Annotated in this window: 14 protein-coding genes; 6 read left to right on the top strand and 8 right to left on the bottom strand. The window is 56.0% G+C overall.

Annotated features, from left to right (window positions below; genetic code table 11):
- Window positions 1–137: 137 nt before the first annotated feature.
- The 6 genes from AC4FWB_RS04835 to AC4FWB_RS04860 are packed head-to-tail and all read right to left on the bottom strand — an operon-like array spanning window position 138 to window position 9,306.
- Window positions 138–1,001 carry an NAD-dependent epimerase/dehydratase family protein gene (locus AC4FWB_RS04835; protein WP_491024649.1) on the bottom strand — a complete coding sequence of 288 codons (864 nt, stop codon included), beginning with the start codon at window positions 999–1,001 and terminating at the stop codon, window positions 138–140.
- Window positions 1,001–2,227, bottom strand: a complete 1,227-nt coding sequence (locus AC4FWB_RS04840; protein ID WP_491024651.1) for a methyltransferase domain-containing protein — start codon at window positions 2,225–2,227, stop codon at window positions 1,001–1,003. The genes AC4FWB_RS04835 and AC4FWB_RS04840 overlap by 1 nt, the downstream gene beginning before the upstream one ends.
- Window positions 2,224–2,787 (bottom strand): dTDP-4-dehydrorhamnose 3,5-epimerase family protein, encoded by a 564-nt coding sequence (locus AC4FWB_RS04845; RefSeq protein WP_491024652.1) that lies wholly within the window; start codon window positions 2,785–2,787, stop codon window positions 2,224–2,226. The genes AC4FWB_RS04840 and AC4FWB_RS04845 overlap by 4 nt, the downstream gene beginning before the upstream one ends.
- Window positions 2,784–3,863 carry a CDP-glucose 4,6-dehydratase gene (gene rfbG / locus AC4FWB_RS04850; RefSeq protein WP_491024653.1) on the bottom strand — a complete coding sequence of 360 codons (1,080 nt, stop codon included), beginning with the start codon at window positions 3,861–3,863 and terminating at the stop codon, window positions 2,784–2,786. Before rfbG ends, AC4FWB_RS04845 begins: the two co-directional genes overlap by 4 nt.
- Window positions 3,860–4,630 (bottom strand): glucose-1-phosphate cytidylyltransferase, encoded by a 771-nt coding sequence (gene rfbF / locus AC4FWB_RS04855; RefSeq protein ID WP_491024654.1) that lies wholly within the window; start codon window positions 4,628–4,630, stop codon window positions 3,860–3,862. The genes rfbG and rfbF overlap by 4 nt, the downstream gene beginning before the upstream one ends.
- Before the next feature lie 41 nt (window positions 4,631–4,671).
- Complete coding sequence (locus AC4FWB_RS04860; RefSeq protein ID WP_491024655.1) at window positions 4,672–9,306, bottom strand: glycosyltransferase; 4,635 nt, start codon at window positions 9,304–9,306, stop codon at window positions 4,672–4,674.
- A gap of 419 nt (window positions 9,307–9,725) precedes the next feature.
- On the opposite strand from AC4FWB_RS04860, the gene AC4FWB_RS04865 reads away from it, so the two are divergent.
- Both AC4FWB_RS04865 and AC4FWB_RS04870 read left to right on the top strand, forming a co-directional pair.
- Window positions 9,726–10,517 carry an ABC transporter permease gene (locus AC4FWB_RS04865; RefSeq protein ID WP_491024656.1) on the top strand — a complete coding sequence of 264 codons (792 nt, stop codon included), beginning with the start codon at window positions 9,726–9,728 and terminating at the stop codon, window positions 10,515–10,517.
- A gap of 4 nt (window positions 10,518–10,521) precedes the next feature.
- Window positions 10,522–11,268 (top strand): ABC transporter ATP-binding protein, encoded by a 747-nt coding sequence (locus tag AC4FWB_RS04870; protein ID WP_491024657.1) that lies wholly within the window; start codon window positions 10,522–10,524, stop codon window positions 11,266–11,268.
- Window positions 11,269–11,299: 31 nt separating this feature from the next.
- On the opposite strand, the gene AC4FWB_RS04875 is transcribed toward AC4FWB_RS04870, so the two are convergent.
- Window positions 11,300–11,926 (bottom strand): hypothetical protein, encoded by a 627-nt coding sequence (locus AC4FWB_RS04875; protein WP_491024658.1) that lies wholly within the window; start codon window positions 11,924–11,926, stop codon window positions 11,300–11,302.
- Window positions 11,927–12,212: 286 nt separating this feature from the next.
- On the opposite strand from AC4FWB_RS04875, the gene AC4FWB_RS04880 reads away from it, so the two are divergent.
- From AC4FWB_RS04880 to AC4FWB_RS04890, 3 genes are all read left to right on the top strand, one after another.
- Entirely contained in the window at window positions 12,213–12,407 is a 195-nt protein-coding gene (locus tag AC4FWB_RS04880; protein ID WP_491024659.1) for a hypothetical protein, read from the top strand.
- Entirely contained in the window at window positions 12,398–12,631 is a 234-nt protein-coding gene (locus AC4FWB_RS04885; protein WP_491024660.1) for a hypothetical protein, read from the top strand. Before AC4FWB_RS04880 ends, AC4FWB_RS04885 begins: the two co-directional genes overlap by 10 nt.
- Before the next feature lie 882 nt (window positions 12,632–13,513).
- Window positions 13,514–14,767, top strand: coding sequence for a class I SAM-dependent methyltransferase (locus AC4FWB_RS04890; protein ID WP_491024662.1), 1,254 nt, complete (start codon window positions 13,514–13,516; stop codon window positions 14,765–14,767).
- 29 nt (window positions 14,768–14,796) lie between these two features.
- Here the strand turns inward: AC4FWB_RS04890 and AC4FWB_RS04895 are convergent, their stop codons facing one another.
- The gene (locus AC4FWB_RS04895) at window positions 14,797–15,978 is read right to left on the bottom strand and encodes a putative sugar O-methyltransferase (RefSeq protein ID WP_491024664.1); all 1,182 of its coding nucleotides are present in this window, start codon (window positions 15,976–15,978) and stop codon (window positions 14,797–14,799) included.
- Window positions 15,979–16,448: 470 nt separating this feature from the next.
- On the opposite strand from AC4FWB_RS04895, the gene AC4FWB_RS04900 reads away from it, so the two are divergent.
- Entirely contained in the window at window positions 16,449–19,154 is a 2,706-nt protein-coding gene (locus AC4FWB_RS04900; protein ID WP_491024665.1) for a rhamnosyltransferase WsaF family glycosyltransferase, read from the top strand.
- Window positions 19,155–19,216 lie beyond the last annotated feature (62 nt).

Genomic DNA, 19,216 nt, shown 5'->3' on the forward strand with positions numbered 1-19,216 from the left:
TCCGGACCGGCCAGCGTCCGCCGCCACTCTGGATTGCAAATCCCCAACCGTCACCCGGTTATCGCATTAGCGCGGAGTTGGGGGGAGAGCTAGGGGTTTTTTGGCGCGGGACGTCGCTGGAGTGGGGCGCCGCCGCGTCACCTGGCGGCTCTGCGACCGTGGGAAATGATGGCCGAGAGCTTGTCCACCTTCCCCCAGAAGGCCAGCGGCTCATAGTCCGGATACGGATAATGGCCAAGATTGAGTTCTATCTTCCAGCTATTTTCACGAATCCAAGCCTCGACCAGTCTACGAACCGAAATAGGCTTTCCCGAGCAGATGTTGATTGCCCCAATATCCTGTCCCAGAGTAGCAAGCGTGATAAGAAACTCTGCAACGGTCGTTACCGGCAGATAGTCACGCAATTGCTCTCCGCCCGACATGTCAAAGACTTCCCTTCCTTCCACGACCGCTTGATGCAATTGAGAAAGAAGCGAATTAGAAGACTGGCCGTCGCCATACAAGTAAAACAGCCTCGCCCAGACGAGATTAAAACTGTGTGTCCTGGAGAGGAATTGGAGCTGCTTGTGCAAAGCGTTTTTGGCAAATCCGTAGCAATTGCTCGGCAAGCATACGAGATCCTCGCCGAGAGCTCCGGATTGCATGCCATACTCAAAGCAAGTTCCTGCTACGGCCAGTGTAGGCAATCCAGTTTCTATAAGTCGAGCAAGGAATGAGTATTGCGCAGGGAGTTCTTTCTCAAAATGGTGCAGCGAATGATAGTTCGGCAATCCGCCCCATGCGAGGTGGATAAGCACGTCCGGCGAGCCCAGGTCCGCCCAGTCCGGCTCATCGCCGGCACCTATGGCGATCTCCCGGAGGTCCGTCCCCATCGGCAGGAATTGATCCGGCAGACGTGACGCGTTGCGCACGCAAACGGTTGTTTCATGACCCCGCCGGCGCAGTTCGGCCAGGACATGGCGCCCAATGAAGCCCGTCGCGCCGGTCACCGCGACGCGCATCAGAATACCTTGAGCTCAGGTATGGACGTCACAAAGCTGGCACCCCATTCGCGAGCGTATGCGAGTTGGGTGGCAATCTCTTCAGACAGGTTCCATGGAAGGATAATGATATAGTCCGGCTTCTCGTCGCGGATCTTTTCCTCGCCGGCTATCGGAATTCGGCTTCCGGGCATGAACTTCCCCTGTTTGGCGGGATTGAGGTCCACCACAACGCTAATCAGATCCGGGCGGACACCGGCATAGTTGAGGAACGTGTTGCCCTTCGCGGCAGCACCGTAAGCAACAACCTTTTTACCCTCGTTACGCGCCGACAGCAAAAACGAAACGAGCGCATTCTTCGCCTCATCGGTCCTTCGCTGGAAGCCCGCATAGCCTTCTGGGGAAGAGAGGCCTGCCGATGCCTCACGTTCCAGCATCGCTGCAACGGAGGCATTCTTCTCGCGCGATCCGGTGTCTTTCCTCTGCGCGAATACACGCAAGCTACCGCCGTGGGTCGGCAATTCTTCGACATCGAAGACCGACAGACCGTTCACATCGAATATCTGGTTCACAGCGGTCAACGACAGATAAGAAAAATGCTCATGGTAGATCGTGTCGAACTGGACCAGATCGCGCAGATTGAGCAGGGAAGGAAATTCGAAGGTGGAAACGCCGTCCGGCTTCAGAATGCTTGCAAACCCCTTCACGAAATCATTGATGTCCGGCACATGGGCGAGCACATTGTTCGCAGCGGTAAGATCGGCGCCCCGGCCCTCGGCCATCAGCTTCTGGCCCAGCGCCTCACCGAAAAACGACTGGACGATTTCGATCCCCTTTTCGCGGGCTGCCCCGGCGGTGCTTTCGGTCGGCTCGATGCCGAGGCACGGAATTCCGGCTGCCTTGAAATATTGCAGCAGATAGCCGTCGTTGGCCGCCACTTCTACCACATGGCTCGTGGCATCGAGACCGAACCGCTCGGTCATCGCCTCGCAATAGCGTTTGGAATGCCTGAGCCATGAGGCCGAAAAGCTGGAAAAATACGCATACTCATGGTCGAACAATTCGTCGAACCTGGCGAAATCCTCTGTCTGCACCAGCCAACACTGGGTGCAGACGAGAACGCGAAGCGGAAACCATTTTTCAGGACCGCGCATCGCCTCTGCCGTCAGATATGCATTCGAAGGGGGAGCGCTGCCCAGGTCAACGAAGCTCTGTGTTATCGGCGCGCGGCAGTGTCTACAAATCATATTTCCAGGCCTTCGAATACGCTTGTGATGAAAGGATGGGATTCGTCCCGAGTAGAACGCTCGGTGATGGCTATCGGCCATTCGATCCCGAACGCGGGGTCGAGCATGTTGACGGCGCTCTCCGCCTCGGCGGAATAAGGAGCCGTGTGAAAATAGATCAACTCGCAATCACTGCAGAGCGTCTGGAAGCCATGAGCGAAGCCTTCGGGGATGTAAAGGCTACTGTGATTGTCGGCGCTCAAAACAATGCCGTACCATTTGCCGAACGTGGCGGAGCCCTTACGAAGATCGACGGCAACGTCGAAGACCTCTCCGCGCAAGCATGACACAATCTTGGTCTCTTGAAAGGGCTGGCGCTGAAAGTGCATGCCGCGGGCCGCGCCGGTGTTCCTCGTCAGCGTGTGATTGATCTGGGCAATCTTGCGCCCATCGAGGATTGGGGCGAGTTCCGTGGCGCAAAACAAGCGTTCCAGATAGCCTCGATGGTCGCTTAGCACATTCCGCTTAATCACCATGAGCCCGGCAAGGGGCGTTTGCTCAACCGACAGGCGCGCGCTCATGAGACAGGGGTATCCAGATAACCGCGGATCTGCTCTTGGCACAATTCAGCCATGTCCTCGCCGCGCGCCCAGGACTCATGCCATCGAACTGTCTCTTCCAGCGCGCGGCGAAGCCTCCAGCGCGGCCGCCAGTTCAATCTGGCGCGCGCCTTCGAATTCGATAATGCCAGCATATTCGCCTCATGTGGACGCTCGCCGTCGAAAATCTCCCACCGTATCCGAGGGCGCAAAGCCTGCAGCGTCTCGACGATCCAACGCACCGGCTTGGCATCATCCTCGTCAGGCCCGAAATTCCAGCCCTCCGCGAAGCCGACGCCGTCGCTCCACAACGCTTCGGCGATCAACAGATAGCCCGACAACGGTTCGAGCACATGTTGCCATGGCCGCGTCGCTTCCGGCGAACGGATGACGAGCTTTTCATTTCGGTCGATGGCCCGCAGGAAGTCCGGCACCAATCTGTCGGCCGACCAATCGCCGCCGCCTATGACGTTGCCTGCGCGCGCAGACGCCACGCCCACGCCCGCGGCCGCGAGGAACGAGCGGCGATATGCTGCTGTCACGAGTTCGGAACAGCCCTTGCTGCTCGAATACGGGTCGTGGCCTCCCATCGCTTCGTCCTCGCGATAAGCCCAAACCCATTCGCGGTTCTCGTAGCATTTGTCCGTCGTGACATTGACGACCGCCCTGACCGACGATGTGTGTCGCACGGCTTCCAGGAGATGCACCGTGCCCATCACATTCGTTGCGTAGGTTGCAAGCGGATCGGCATAGGAGAAGCGCACAAGCGGTTGAGCCGCCAGATGCAGCACAATCTCGGGCGCCGCGGACAAAACAGCCTCACGCAGCTTGGCAGCGTCGCGGATGTCGCAGCGCAGGTCTGCTTCTAGAAACCTGCTCACTCTAGCGACGCCGTAGAGCGACGGATCGCCGGATGGGTCCAACGAAAGGCCCGTGACCTTCGCGCCCATTGCCGAAAGCCACATGCAAATCCAACTGCCCTTGAAACCGGTGTGACCCGTTACAAGGACACGCTTACCGAACCAGAAGTCGGCGCTGGGTTTTGCGCCGGGGGTCATTGCCATACCCGCCACGGCGCTTTGCCGCTCTCCCACAACGCCTCGAGGTGATGGCGATCACGCAACGTATCCATGGGTTGCCAGAAGCCTTCGTGTCGCCAGGCAGCCAGTTGGCCGTCCGAAGCAAGGGTCTCGAGCGGCTCCCGTTCCCAAACCGTGGCATCGCCAGAGATACGGTCGATGACTTGCGGCTCCAACACAAAGAAACCTGCGTTGATCACCCCTCCATCCGCCTTCGGCTTTTCCTGAAACGACCGGACGTCGTGACCATCCAGATTCAACGCCCCGAACCGGCCGGGCGGCGTCGCCGCCGTAAGCGTCGCCAGTTTGCCGTGACGGCGATGAAACTCGATAGTTGCACCGATATCGATATCGCCAACGCCGTCGCCGTAGGTGAAACAGAATGTCTCTTCACCTATGAATTGCCGCACGCGACGAAGCCGCCCTCCGGTCATGGTGTCATCGCCAGTATCGATCAGCGTGACCTTCCAGTCTTCCGCCCGGCTTTGATGCGTAGTCATTTGATTGTTTGGAATATCAAACGTCACATCGCACATATGAAGGAAATAATTGGCGAAATATTCCTTGATCATATACCCCTTATATCCGCAGCAGACTATGAACTCATTTATCCCATGTGCCGAATAACACTTCATGATGTGCCAAAGTATCGGCCTACTACCAATTTCGACAAGCGGTTTCGGACGAATGGACGTCTCCTCCGCTAATCGCGTACCGAGTCCGCCGGCGAGTATCACCGCTTTCATTACAAGCTCCATACTATCGGTAAAAGGTCGTTCGAAGGCGCCTAGTTTGCTGGTCCCAGTTCCCAGGCTGCTGTTGGCGACATCCTCGACGGATAATATGCGTTGCCATCGGGGAATGGGTGTTGCACCACGGGACGATAGGGTGGCTCCCGGGCAGAGCCTTGGACAGTCGCCTTCATGAACGGCGAAACGACGGTTCGATATCCTTTCTTTGCGGCTTCCACCGCAAGGGCCCCGGCCAACTCGGCAAATGATAGTTCATCTGGCAGTTCTTTGCAGAGATTTTCAAGGCGCTCGGCACGGGCTAGCCAGAACATTGGCGTGAACGTATCGACGCTACGTTGCAAAAAGGCCTCTCCATGATAGCCCGAATGGTACGAAGGGCGGCCATTGTACGGACATGTCTCGCCATTGCGGTAAGTACGATAGCCTCCGGTCCAAAGCATAGTCGCATTGTCCGAGTGCAGCGTGCCACCGACAAACGCGATATCGTCGTGGACTTCACACAGCCCGATTGCCTCGGAAATCCAATCGGCGTCTTCGATCGTGAGCGCAGAATCCACGATCGCGATGTATTCATGATCGCCCGACTTTGCACGAACAATGTCCATCAGTTCCGACACGGTGGCCACAGAACTCCTGACCTTGCCATCGGGTCCGCTCTGCTGCGTTGTGACCACGAACGTTGCAGGTAATTCGCCGATCTTGCGCCGGAGCCGCCACATGCCGGCGTGACCGAACAGATCATTTTCGACGATTTCGATCCGGTTCGCGAGTTGCCTCAGCTCAAGATGCTGGGTCAGGACGTGGCTTTGTGAAACCAACGTGAACGGCTTTACCGACGGATCTGCCGATGCCGTCGATTGGGAATGCATTCGCCACGAATAAACAACTTCGTTCATATGAATCGGGGTAGCTCCATTGCGAATGAACCTCAAGAAGGTATCCCAGTCGTGACAGCCATCGGCCTTGTCATCCGTGTATGCACCAAGTTTCAGCGCCGTATCTCGTCGGATCGCGCATAAGTGCGCCACGTAGCAGCAGCCGTAGAACATGACGGGATCCCAATCCCGCTTCATGAAGGGACTGGAGCGCGAGGAGCTCACGTTGCATTTGTCTTCGTCCGAATAAATCAATTCCGGCAGACCATGGTCGATCAGAAAAGCGGAGATCAGTGCGGCAGCATCGGAGGTAATGAGGTCATCGGAATCCATCGGAAGGATATAGTCGCCTATCGCGTTTTCGAGACCGACCCGCATACCACCCAAGATGCCCTTGTTCTGTTCCACCCGGACAAGGGTCACACGATTGCTTGTCGAGGCGATTTCTCGAAGCGTGGCAACCGTGTCGGGATCGGTCGATCCGTTGTCGACCAAAATCCATTCCACCTTCTGGTGGGTCTGATTGTTGATGCATTGAGCGAGTTCCAGCAGGAACCGACGTTCGGTATTATAAGCCGAAGTAACCACCGATAGTGTGAGTTCCTCTGTTCGTTCCGGACGGAACGGGTCCTGCATGCGCGCAGCCACTCTCCGGTCGAGCCAACTTTGATAGTCTTCCGACGGAAGATCGCGCCAGTTCCAACCCGGCTTCGCTCTGAACCATGGGTTCGAGCGATCGAAATTGACATTGTAGTAGGGGTCGTCGACTTCACCCCAGCGCGCGATAAAGCGGTCCAGTTCTGGGGAGAAGGTCCCTTCCTTTGACAGTGACTCGAAATGATAGAGTTCAGCCGACGGCTCCTGCACGACGCTGTGCCCCAGATCGCGCAAGCGCAAACAGAAATCGACGTCATTGTAGTTGAGCGGAAAGCTTTCATCAAAGCCGCCCAATTCCCAGAACAGCCGGGACCGAACCATCAAACACGCTCCGGTTACGGCAACCACTTCGCGAGTCAGATAGGCTTCCATATTGGGGCCAGACTCATGAGCAGGGCGGCCGAGCATCACATGCGTTGGGCCGGAGTCCTGGAACACGACACCCGCGTGCTGAATCGTACCGTTCTCGAACAGAAGCTTCGAACCTACGCATCCGACGCCATCGAGCGCGCAGATGCGCATCATATTTTCTATCCAGTCCGGCGTTTTAACCTCGATGTCGTCGTTCAATAGAACAAGGTATTCTCCTTGGGCTGCTCGCGCCGCCTTGTTGATCTTGTCGGCGAGATTGAAAACCGGACTTTCATATCGAACGAGCTTGTGTCGCGGAAAACGTCGCAAGGCCTCGTCGGCCGAGCCCGAAAGCGGTTCATTGCATGAGACCACGATTTCGAAGTTCGGATAGGTGGAACTCGCGATGCTGTGCAGGCAGTTTTGGAGGATGTCAGCACTTCGGCCCCGAATGATGCCATCTCGGCCTGCCGTTGGGATCACGATCGAGACCAACGGAGCGGGGTTGGATATGTCGGGAACGAGTCGCCAGTTACCAGGGTAATTTGTGGGCTGAATGCTCCCCTCGATACCCCTTCGCCGAAGGCAATCCTCAAGCGCCTCTTTCTGCTTCTCCAATATTCCCGCCTTGGCACCTATATCACCGGCAGTGCTCGCTGCCCCGACGCGCCAATGGTACAAGACCTTCGGTATATGAACGATCTTCGTGGTTTTTTCGGCAATCCGCAGCACAAGATCATAGTCTTGCGTGCCATCGAACTCCGGTCGAAAGCCTCCCACCTCCTTCACCAAATTCTTGCGGTAGACGGAGAGATGTCCTGTAAACATCCTGGTCAGCAGGTGCACGGGAGACCAGTCCGGCTTGAAGTATGGCGAATAGAACTCTCCGCGTGAGTTGGTCTTGTCCTCATCACTGTAGATCAGATCGACCTCAGAGTACGCACCGATGACACGCGCGTTCTCGAGCAAAGCATCGGGGTGAAGCGTATCGTCGTGATCCAACAGGACGACATATTTGCCACGCGCGCGCCGTAAAGCCTCGTTCGTTGCTTGCGAAATTCCCCGATTTCTGTCGCATTCCACCACGACGAACCGCGAGTCCGTGGCGGCATATTCCCTCAGTGTTCGCACCACGCCGGGGTCCGTCGATGCGTCATCAACCAGTATCTGCTCCCAGCTCCCAAAGGATTGGTCCACAACGGAATCAAGCATCGCCCGCAATGCGACATCGTCGGCGTTGAAGACTGGCGTCAGAATCGAAAAGAGGAGTTCTTCAGGATGGTGGCGGCCATCGGCGAGATCGCATACCTCACAGAAATCAGGGGCAACATGTTTGCCGAGAAAGGACGACGCATTGCCGTTCATTTGGCGCCAAATGCTGCGCCGAAAAGTATCCCTAGCGTTACCACCAGCGGGAGCTTTAGCGCTGGCCAATTGCGCGGCGGCATAGCTCAACCGAGACGATAGGCCTGCCACGCCTTCGCGCCGCAGCACTACCCAGCTCATCCGTAGCAGAGGGCGCAATCCCCCCGTGCGCCGCCTCATGGCCGCGACAATGCGGACAGCCGCACGAGGTGCAAGCAAGAACGAAAGCGCCTGCGACTGCCCAAGTATACGTCCGACGCTCTTCGCGGACGTCCCGACAGCTCGCATCGGTCCAGTTATTCGCCAACTGGTCGAGCCTCTTAACGACGCAACCTCTCCGCGACTCGAATGGAGTTCGCCTTCCAGCGCCACAACCTCTTCCCGACGTGAATCAAGTTGGCTCTCCAGTGCCCCAATCCTTTCCTCCGCGCCCGCGAGCCTTTCCTCAGCGCCTGCGAGCGCCTGCTGCGTTTGCGCCCTTACGTCGAGCGACTTTGACAACTCGCCCTCCAACGACGAGAGCCGCTCCGCCGTTCTGCGCGCATCCTCGCTGAACCGCTCTGCTTGCTCGCTCAAGCGAGCGAGCTCTGCCTCCAGATTCACGATTGAATCTTCGGGATGGATCGCTCTTGCCGTAAGTGGGGGATGGGTGGTGAAGCGTGTCCGCTCGTACATCTGACCTTCATATCGCAGCCGGCCCTGCACGACCGCTTCAATCTGGCCGCGAACGCGCTGCCTACCAAGACGATTATCCTCTGGCAGCCCTTTGCGCAGAATGACGCAAGAGTTTGTGAACTCAATCGAATCGATCGTCGCGAACCAGTTGAGATCATTCGAACGGATATCATGCTGATCGAGAATGGGAATGACGAGTTCCCATGATTGGTGCTTCACATCCCAATGTTCATGATTGATGCCATCGGCCAGGCGCTTGAAGAAGGCCATTGCCGATCCGAGCGTGAAGAGTCCCCCCTGGTACTCGGGATAGTAGCTGCATTGCATGTCTTCCACGACATAAATCCCGCCCCGCGCCAGCTTTGGAAACAGCAGCAGGAAGGACCTAATTATGTCGCTGGACCGGTGAGAGCCGTCGTCGATTACAATGTCGAGCGCCTGCGCAAGCGTATCGCACCATGCGGCATCCGTGGCATCGGCAACTATCGCCTTGACTCGCCTGTCCTCAAACGTCAGTTGGCCGACTGCTCCATCGATATCGACGCCCGTTATCGCCTGGGCATGCTCAAAATATTTGGCCCAAACTTCAAGCGAGCCGCCATTCTGGACACCGATTTCGAGGATATGGAGTTGCTTGTTGCGTAAGGGTCCGAAGAGCCTCTCATACATATTGAGGCAGTGTTCCCACTTGTCCGAGACTTTGCCACTGTGCGCATCAAATAGCTCGTTGAGTGATCTTTGCTTCATTCAGCGTCTTCGCGGTTCACCGCCCTGTTGGGATTTTCAGCTAGTGTCGGCAGAGCCTTCCCCGACAAGCCCCCTCAACAGCCCATGCTCTCCTGCGTGGGTTTATGATCCTTGCATTTGAATTCGACGCCGTGATAGAGGACCAACCAGCCAGAAGCAATAGCTGGCTCAAGGGTAGCTACAGCACCCAAAGTCGTCGAACGTGGCTGGGGTTGACCGGTAATTGAGGTAGGTCTGCCGCCGAACCATCTTATGGATCGTCTCAATCAGATTGATGGTTCCGATACCAGTGAGAGGCACGCTGTGGCGGACATCCCTTGCAACGAAAATGTGAACTCCGTCACAGGGTCGTGGCGTCGGTTGGGAACGATTTTCGAGCTTCACCGAGTTTCTCTGAATTGACCAATGAAATGACACTTATGACCTTCCCCGAAGCGGTCACTGACATCAGTGAGGCTGTCAGGAAACACCATTTGGCGACGACGTTTGGATGGCAAGATGTAGCTCAGCGCTATCGCCGCTCACGGATCGGGGCATTCTGGCTCACCATCAATATGGGGGTGATGATCGGTGCGCTCGGACTTATCTTCGGCAACCTTTTTCGGACGCCGATGCAAGAGTTCCTTCCGTTTGTTGGGTGCGGCCTGATCGTCTGGAGTTTCATCTCCAGTTGTTTAAGTGACGGGTGCACCAGTTTCATAAGCTCACAAGGCATCATTCTTCAGGTCCGAATGCCTCTGTTCACTCACGTAATGAGAACACTTTGGCGAAATATAATAGTGTTTGGACATAATTTGGTAATCGTACCCATCGTTCTGATTATTGTAGGAGCTCACGTGTCGTGGATTGCAATAATAGCGCTTCCTGGATTTGTGATCGTCTCGCTAAACCTTCTATGGATGATGCTTGTACTTGCAACGATCTGCGCGCGATTCAGGGACATGACCCAGGTGATGCAAAACTTTCTCCAAGTTATTTTCTACATGACTCCGATCGTCTGGCAAATAAAGACACTACCAAAAGGTGTTCCGCAAAATCTGTTCAATCTGAATCCATTTTATCATCTGATTACGCTGATCCGCGCTCCGTTTTTGGGCGAGATTCCGTCATCTACCTCATGGCTTTACGCGATAACGATGTTAGGCGTTGGTTGGCTATTCGCGTTGTGGCTGTTCGATCGCTATCGTAAGCGCGTCCCGTACTGGTTGTGATTGTATGGCTAAGATTTACCTAGAGAAGGCCTCTGTCTCCTTCCCCGTTTACAATGCTGCGAACCGATCTTTGAAGAATCGGGTCCTGAACGTCGCAACCGGAGGTGCGATCGAAAGACGATTCGACGGACTAGTCGTTGTCAAAGGGCTCGATGAGATCGACCTCGCGATTCATGAGGGCGAACGGGTGGGACTCGTCGGCCATAATGGTTCCGGCAAAACTACTCTTCTGAGGCTCCTTTCGGGTATCTACGCGCCGACGTCGGGGAGCGCGGCAATCGACGGCGAATGCGTCTCGCTGATAAACATCAGCCTCGGTATCGATCCCGAGGCTACAGGGAGCGAAAACATCAAATTGCGAGCTGCAATGATGGGCATGACGTCGAAGGAGCTTAGTTCAAGGTATGACGAAATTGCCGAATTCTCGGGTCTAGGCGACTTCCTGGATATGCCTTTCCGAACCTACTCGTCGGGGATGCAGCTTCGATTGGCCTTCGCAACCTCGACGTCAATCCGGCCCGAAATTCTAATCATGGACGAGTGGCTTTCGACGGGGGACGAAGATTTTAAGGACCGAGCGAGCCGACGGCTTAACGAGATCGTGAGTTCGACGAAAATCCTAGTTCTGGCCAGTCATTCGAGGGAGTTGTTGGTGGGGAGCTGCGATCGATTGATTTGGCTAGAGCACGGCCGGGTAAAAATGGATGGGCCGGCCAACGCAATCGCGAATGAGTATTTTGGTCGATATTAATATTATCGATCCATTAGACTAGCCGACACGGCTAGGTGGTCACAAAAGTGTCGCTTGGACATTGCTGCAATTCTCGATAGGCCGCGCGCCGGGCTGTCGTGAAATCTGTCGGCCCGAACACTCGTTCGGCTCGCAACAAAGATGCCGGTGGATCGCCTAGCAACTCAGCCTCATCGCTGACGAACCCATGAAAAGAGGCTCGAACGCGATTTGCCCGCCCGGTCAAAATCGCCGTCCGGCCAAGCCACCACGGAAGGGCACGCAAAGGAAAATTGGATGGCGCTGTCGAAAGTGCGTCGACCAAAAAATCCCTGCGGACAATCATGAGATCCTGACAGGGAAGATCAATGCGGTGTCGCTTCCAAACGTTGAACATGTGGGCATTGATAGCAGTTCCGGGCCTGCCGGCAGTGAGATCAATGAACTCTCCCTCTGCTCTCACGACGGAGCCCTGAAGGACAACTCCCAGCTTGTTGACGATCATCCCACTTACGACCTGAACGGAGGTTATCAGTTCCAGATGCTTGAACGCCTGCAGGACTCCAAGCTCCTCGATATCGCTTACGGTGTTATTGAAGAGCGCGATGAACGGCTCGTGGCTGCTCTCGGCGATTTCCTGAAGAGCTCGGACGCTGGCCGCGCCTCTGTCCATCCGCACGTGGACTTTCCGAGAAAAATGTTTTGCTTGCCTCTGAAGGGCATTCTTTCTCGGAGCCGGATATCTGAACCAAAAGGCACTGCGGTAGATCGGTTGCAGCGCGGCGGAGATAATAGTCCGAGCCTGCAGGCCCGATCGGATATTCTTCCACCACCCAGGAAGCAATCTCATCCGTATAAACGACGAATTCACCGTTTCGATCGCAGTTGCTCGCTGTCGGGTATCGCGATACGCCTATCCCCGCTGGTCTTCGAGGGCCAAGCGAGGCAGCACGGCGGATATCTTCGTGCTGATCCGTATGAACCCCGGTGATCTGACTATTCGCGACTACCTGATCACTCCCTCGCACGAGATCGCCGGCATCACTGGGGAGCTTCACGTAATCAACGGCATGAAGTTGGACGCCTTCCTATTTCGGTCGTTGGATCCGCTCGTCGCTCTAGCGAAGCAAGTGACAGTGGAGAGCGCCGCATGCGTTTGAGCATCGAAAACGCTTACCGCGTTCTGCAAAACAGGCGCCGTAGACACGCCGCGCTGTTGGAAAAGATGCACGAGCCGAGCAGAATCTTCACGGGAACCATGCTTCGCAGGGCGTACAAGTCTGAAACCGAAAGAACGCGTCACCTGATGGAAATGGCGGCCGTCCCCCGAGATCGGCTGGAAAGGATCGCGATGGCGCTGCGAGAACCGTTGAAAGACGATTAAAATTTCCTGAGCAGTGCGCGGAGTTCCAAAACGTTTTGGAAGCAGATCCGCGAAACTAACGACGGCATTTGCCGGCGAACGATCTTTGCAAGGGTTCTCTGCTTTAGAAAAGCCTTAAATACCTTGTCGTAATGTCAGGAGATGGCAGGTGGGAACCCGTCAAAATCAGGCATGGGGTTGCGGTATCGCCAAGCGGCACCGAAGGATTTTGGGGCAAATGGATTTGTCGTCTCTAGCGACTGGCGAATGCCGAGAGTGCGGCGGCACCGGCACGATGTTCGAATGTCCAAGATGGCAAAGCTCAAACGGTCATTGCTGCCCGGCTGGGACGCACCAGCACCGATGTCCTGGCGTGACTGTGAGATGCGTGGAGTGTGAAAGAACCGGCGGAGAGGCAGGAGCTGGCGCTAGCGGCTGAGGAGCCGGAACCGGCTGAACGGGTGATGGTGTCGTCATCAGCATGGCTTGCGTTCGCACCGAAGCGACGCGCGCGCTCCAGCCCTTGCCGAAGGTCGACTAGGTCGGCAGCTGCTGGTATCAATGATCACGCTGGCGGGCTTGGCGCGCACGGCCGCGAGCGTCGCCGGGCCGATCTTACCGTCTTGGATCAAGTTGACGCCGCACGCGGCTTGAAGGTACTTCGCCGCCCTACCTGGTCCGCTGTTCACCGCAAAGTCGAAGACAGGATAGTCGACGCCGTCGGGCAGCTCGGCGCCGGCAATAGCGTCCCAATTAGAAGCGCCGATAGACCGCTGTCACCTGGTCATCGTCGATCTTCTTCAGATCGGCCTCGGGGTGGCGCCGCCGGGATCGGCGAGATTGTCCGACTAGTCACCTTCGGATTCGAGCACGAGCGCAAGCGCCCGCGCGAAATTGCGGACCATGGAGGCTGAGAAAAGGGCCGCCGCGATGGCGGCAGGATCAGATCACCAGTTGAGCTTTCATTTTCGGTTGCGGCCGGTGACCATAAGTGTGTATGGGGTCGCCCTTATAAAGATAGAGGACAATATGGGACTGCCGACGCTCCGAGAAATTTTCGACACTCACGATAGATTGGGCTCAGACAAGTGGACGACATACTTTGCCACTTACGACGATCACTTTGGTCGATACCGGGCGCAGCCGATAGCTCTCTTGGAGATTGGCATTCAAAACGGCGGCTCTCTGGAGATCTGGCGGAAATACTTTAAGAGTGCCACTCGTATTGTCGGTTGCGATATTGATGAGAGGTGCCGCGAACTCGCGTTTCAGGATGAGCGGATAGCTGTTTTTATCGGTGACGCAAACTCCGCGGAAACCCGAGATGCGATCCTTGCCGATACACCGGCCTTCGACATCATAGTGGACGACGGCTCGCACATCGTGAGCGATGTCATCCAATCATTTGCGTTATACTTCCCCAAGATCAAGCCCGGCGGCGTCTACGTGGTGGAAGACCTTCACACGTCCTATTGGGAGGACTATGGCGGCGGCTCCGACCTCGGGCTTAGTTCCATGGGATTTTTCAAACTGCTCACCGACGTCGTGAACAAGGAATTCTGGCGAGACGGAGGCACCGATTTCAATCTGCTGAAGAACTATGCGGAGCGCTACGATGTTGCCTTGAACGAGCTCGACCTCGATATCGACGAAATTTCCTTCACCAATTCGATCTGCATGATCCGCAAGAGCGTCAGACGCGAAGAGAACAGGCGCCACATCACCGGCCAGATCTTCAACGTGCTCGACAACACTGCCGCCAAACCGCTTTCGGGAAGCCGCGAACTGCTGGCACCCCTTCATATCGGCGACAGACTGCCCGCTGCCACTGAAAAACAAGCGCAGTTCGTGAACGTCATGTCCTCGGCATTGGACAACATCAGCCGGATCGAACGGCTGCAATCCGAGGTCTCTGGCATGCGCCTCGACACGGAAAAGCTTCACGCATCATTGAAGTCCGCCAATGCTGAACTGAAGTCCTCCGATGAGGCACTGAAGTCAGCCAACGAGGCATTGAGGTCCGCCAATGCCGAACTGAAGTCCGCCGATGAGGCACTGGAAAAAGTGCAGGGCGAGATTGCCGCGTTACGAAACAGCACGTCCTGGAGGATCACTGCGCCGGTACGCCACGCACTGACGGCAATTCGCCGCCGGTGAAACATCACATCAAGTGTGAGAAATGCGGGCTAGCGCGACCAGGTCAACAGCTCCTCCACATATCCACGTCTCATCCAATACGGATACCTCAATGCTTTAATATCGGGGTCATCCGCGTAGAGTGATCGCACCGTATGCTCGTTGATTTCGTGATTGATCGAGAGGAACATATCCGTATTGTTCCTCGCAAACCTCCAATATGCCTTGATCGTTTCTGGTGACAGCTCGGTCAGGGAGTCGACATTGACAATCAAGTCATAGTTATCAGCGATTTGATCAATCGCGGTGGCCGGCACAATACGAAGCGGCGCCGTTGAATCCTCCCCGTGCAGCCGAATATGGGACGGTCCCAGCATGCGCCCGAGAAACGACGCCTGGGCTGCGTTGGTCAGGGGAATGTCGATGATCGTATAGTCCGTGATGGAAAACAGGGCCGCAAAATATGCGGTCCTGCCCAGCCCTGCTCCAATTTCGAGAACCTTGAAATTTGGTCGGCCACGTGAAATCTGGCCAATTCGCCACGCCTGGTACACCGCTTGCAGCGCGCGGAAACCTACGACACCCCTCGTCGTTCCAAGACCAAATTCGTTTGGAAATGGATTGGGAAATTGAAGCTTGATGCCTAGCGTTGCGTCAATGTCATCGAGAATCTGGTCGGCGCTACGCGCATTGGCGTAATACGCCCCGATATCGGCAGGCCGCATTTCAGGATAAGTGACGCGACGCGCGCCAACAGCCTCTGCAAGGCTGTTCAGCATATCCATCAGCCACATCGCATGGAGTTTTTGCCACGGAATCGTTTTGTTGAGACGGGCCACGACAAATTCGTGCGGCTCGACCTCGCCGGGCGGGGCTTTTGCGATATCGTCAAAGCCCCAGAAAAATGCCGTCTCACTGGGGCGACCCAGAACGCGCGCGGCTTCCTCGGCGTCGACCGCGAGCAGCGCGTCGTGAACCTCGGCCTTGATGTTGAACAAAGAGTGATCCCAAGGGGAACCGGTCGGCAAAAACTCGGCATGTGCGCGGCGGTATGACACTGCGATTCGATCGACGAGTCCGCTGTCAACTTCTACGTGTGGCGAATGCACCAGATCAGGAACGACGCCCAATGGGTTGCGGCTCAACAGCCACGCGAAATATTCCAGGGAAGGTTCCACTGCCTGCGCTGCCGCGTTCTCGGACCTGGAGAACAAGCGCTTTAAAAAGTCCATCTATGAGAGCCCAGCCCCACGGTTTCGTTTTCGCGGATGTAGGCCGAAGAGGATCACATGGCAATGATGCCTTCACGCAATCGACTCCAGCAGGCATTGCCGATTGTCCCGTGCGTTGACAATATAAGCTGGCCGAACAGCCGCACGTTTCGGCTCGAATCACAAAACGGACTTTTGATCACCCACAATCAGTCGGACTTCTGGGCCTCCATGTCACCGGAAGAGCAGGCGGTCGCTACATCGACCGCCCGGGGAGTTGGCAATCCGCGCACGCTTCCAACGTTCCCATAAAGCGCAACAGCGTCGAGATAAGTTGACGACCACCATCCCGGTGACCGGGGTTTCCATTCTGGTAAGAGTTAGGATAGGAAGAGGTGCTGGTCCCCTCCAGCAATGACCCAATCGACGTGTTTTACAAGGCTCGCCCAAAGACCCATCCTGACGGATGTCGAGTATCACACGCTAGCGACATGAGCGTTATGATCGTATCTTTCCTCGCCAGTTCACGAACCAACTATCGGAGCCTGGCAACCCCGATCATAAGGCGGCTCAGGCAGACACAATACTTTCCATTGCTCTCGCTCTTCGATCGCCATTGGTACGCTTCCCGCTATCCGGACGTGATCGATTTCAGGGGTGGCGCTTTCGCGCATTACATCCGCTTTGGATCGGCGGAGGGTAGAGATCCGAGCCCTTATTTTTCGACCCGCTACTATGTCCGCCAAGTGGGCGAGGTCTCACCAAAAAATGCCGTCCAGCACTATCTTAAACAGGGCTGGCGAAAGGGTCTAAACCCTCATCCTCTCTTCGATACCAAATGGTACCTCACCGCAAATCCCGATGTTAAAAAAGCCGGGATCAATCCGCTTCTTCACTGGATTCTTTACGGCATTCGCGAAGGACGAATGCCGTCCCCGGCAATCGATGCGGCCTGGTATCTAAGGCTCTATCCGGATGTGGCCGCGGCTGGAATCAACCCGGGCGATCACTTCCTCCGCAACGGCGGGACCGAATTCCGGAATCCAAACGCATATTTCGATGCCGGGTGGTATACGAATACCTATCCCGACGCCGAGGATCTCGCACAGGACCCGCTTTCACACTTTATCGAATTTGGCGCAGCGGAGGAACGTGACCCGGGACCGAAGTTCTCGACTCGAAAATATCTGGATCAATATCCCGCCCTACGCGCCGAAAAGACGAATGCGCTTGTCCATTTTCTGACGCAGGGCCGCCAGAGCGGGTCGCAGCCGTTTCCGAGTGATCGCGGCCTCACGGTGCCACGTCGCTATTTTTCATTTGGTGAGTACTCAGCTGGTGCCGTTTCTGGCCTTCAAGAACCAGAGCTGCTGTCCGTCCGAGAAAACTTCCTGTTCCGGCCCTTGAACGTCGAAGTGGATCCTGAACTTTCTGCGGATCCACACGTCCTGATTTTTCTGCCTGGACTCAATCGGCGGCACGCTACCGGCGGTCCGAATACTGCCTATATCCTCGGCGCGCTTCTCGCCGAAGCCGGAGTTCCGCTCAGCTTCGTCTCAGTTGATGCCCCTCCTGATCCCGACATCCGGCCGCTGAAGAGCCATATCCACCAGTTGACCGGCGTCGATTGCGACAAACACGGAGTCCAGTTTCTCGACGCCAGCAATCGGCAACAGCCTTTCAAACTGGGATACAACGACATCCTGTTCGCAACGGCGTGGTGGACGGCTCAGCCCGCCAAGGCCGCCGCCGCGATGCTAAGAAACCGTCGAATTTACTACCTAGTTCAGGACTTCGAATCCAAATTCTACGGCGGCAACGTTACCCATTCTGCCGCGCAAGAAACCTACACATTCGACCACCTTCCGGTCATCAACACAACATTTCTACGCGACCAGTTGGCTGCAGAGCGTATCGGTCGATATGCGGATAAGAACTTTGTCAACTCGGCAATAGTGTTCGAGCCCGCCGTCGACAGGAGCTATTTCTATCCGCAGCGGCGTGCTGCAGATGCGCCTCATCGCTTGTTGTTTTATGCTCGTCCCACCATGGCGGAACGAAATCTTTTCGGCTTGGGCCTGGCGGCCGTGAGAGCGGCTGCATCCAATGGCATTTTCGACGAGGGTTCTTGGGAATTCATCGCGATGGGCGAGGATATCGAGCCAGTGCCGTTGGGCGGCAAGCATATATTGAAACCTGCTCCGTGGCTTGATTTCCCCAAGTATGCAGAACTGATGAGAACGTCGGACATGCTCCTGTCGCTTATGTTCTCTCCCCACCCCAGTTATCCACCTCTAGAGATGGCGGCGTGCGCCAAACCGGTGATTACAACTTGCTATGGCGTAAAAACACGCGAGCGCCTGGCGCAGGTTTCGCCATATATTATTGGTGTCGAGCCGACCATCAGTGAGATCGCTTACGGAATTTCGCGCGCGCTTCTTAGGCGGGAACGACCGACATCGGAGCAGGATCACCTCCGGGCCTTCCCAACAAATTGGAAATCGAGCCTATCGCTCATATTGCCCCGGTTGCTGGGCGAATTGAAAAAGGATGGGATCACGCCACGGACTGAGCCACCCCTGCCCCGGTCGGTGAAACAGCTGCATCGCCGAAGCCTCGCTGGGGAAATCGAGTTGGCTATTGAGCGGCGCAAGTCTCTTTACCGAGACGCCGCGGACGGCAATCTGATTGCTTATCTTGGCGTCGACAAGAACCGTTTCGAGTCGGAAGCTTTCGAACGCTCTCTTTCGGCGCAAGATTCCAGACATGCGCCGGAATGGATTGTGAAGGCCGCTGATAGTCATGCGCTCGGCAATATTTCAGGTGACACATTTCGCGTGCAGCCTATCGACAAAACCCTTCGAAACACCTTGGAGCGGAGCCGAAAGCGATACGTCGTCTGGGTCCAAAACGCCTGCCAACTCCTTCCCGATGCAACGAGGATCATCGAGGCAGCTCTGGAACAATCGGGGCTACCCAAGGTTCTCATGGTCACTGGTGAGCCCTACGACAACAGAGGGAACTTGCACGGTATGCGGAATCCCATCGTCGTTGTTGACCGGCAGGCTCTTCTTTTATCGGGCATCGACCTCGATTCATTTGACCCAGAACTCGCGGTGAAGCGCATCCACGGCGATCCTGCCCAGGCGCCTCGACTGGATGAACATCTGGTGGTTTGCAGAAGCGAAAATAACTAATGGCGAATTCCCCTCAGAGCGCGCTTCCATACGCGTCTTATTTCAAGCAGCATCTGGAAAGT

Source organism: Mesorhizobium sp. LEGMi-168a (assembly GCF_058312955.1).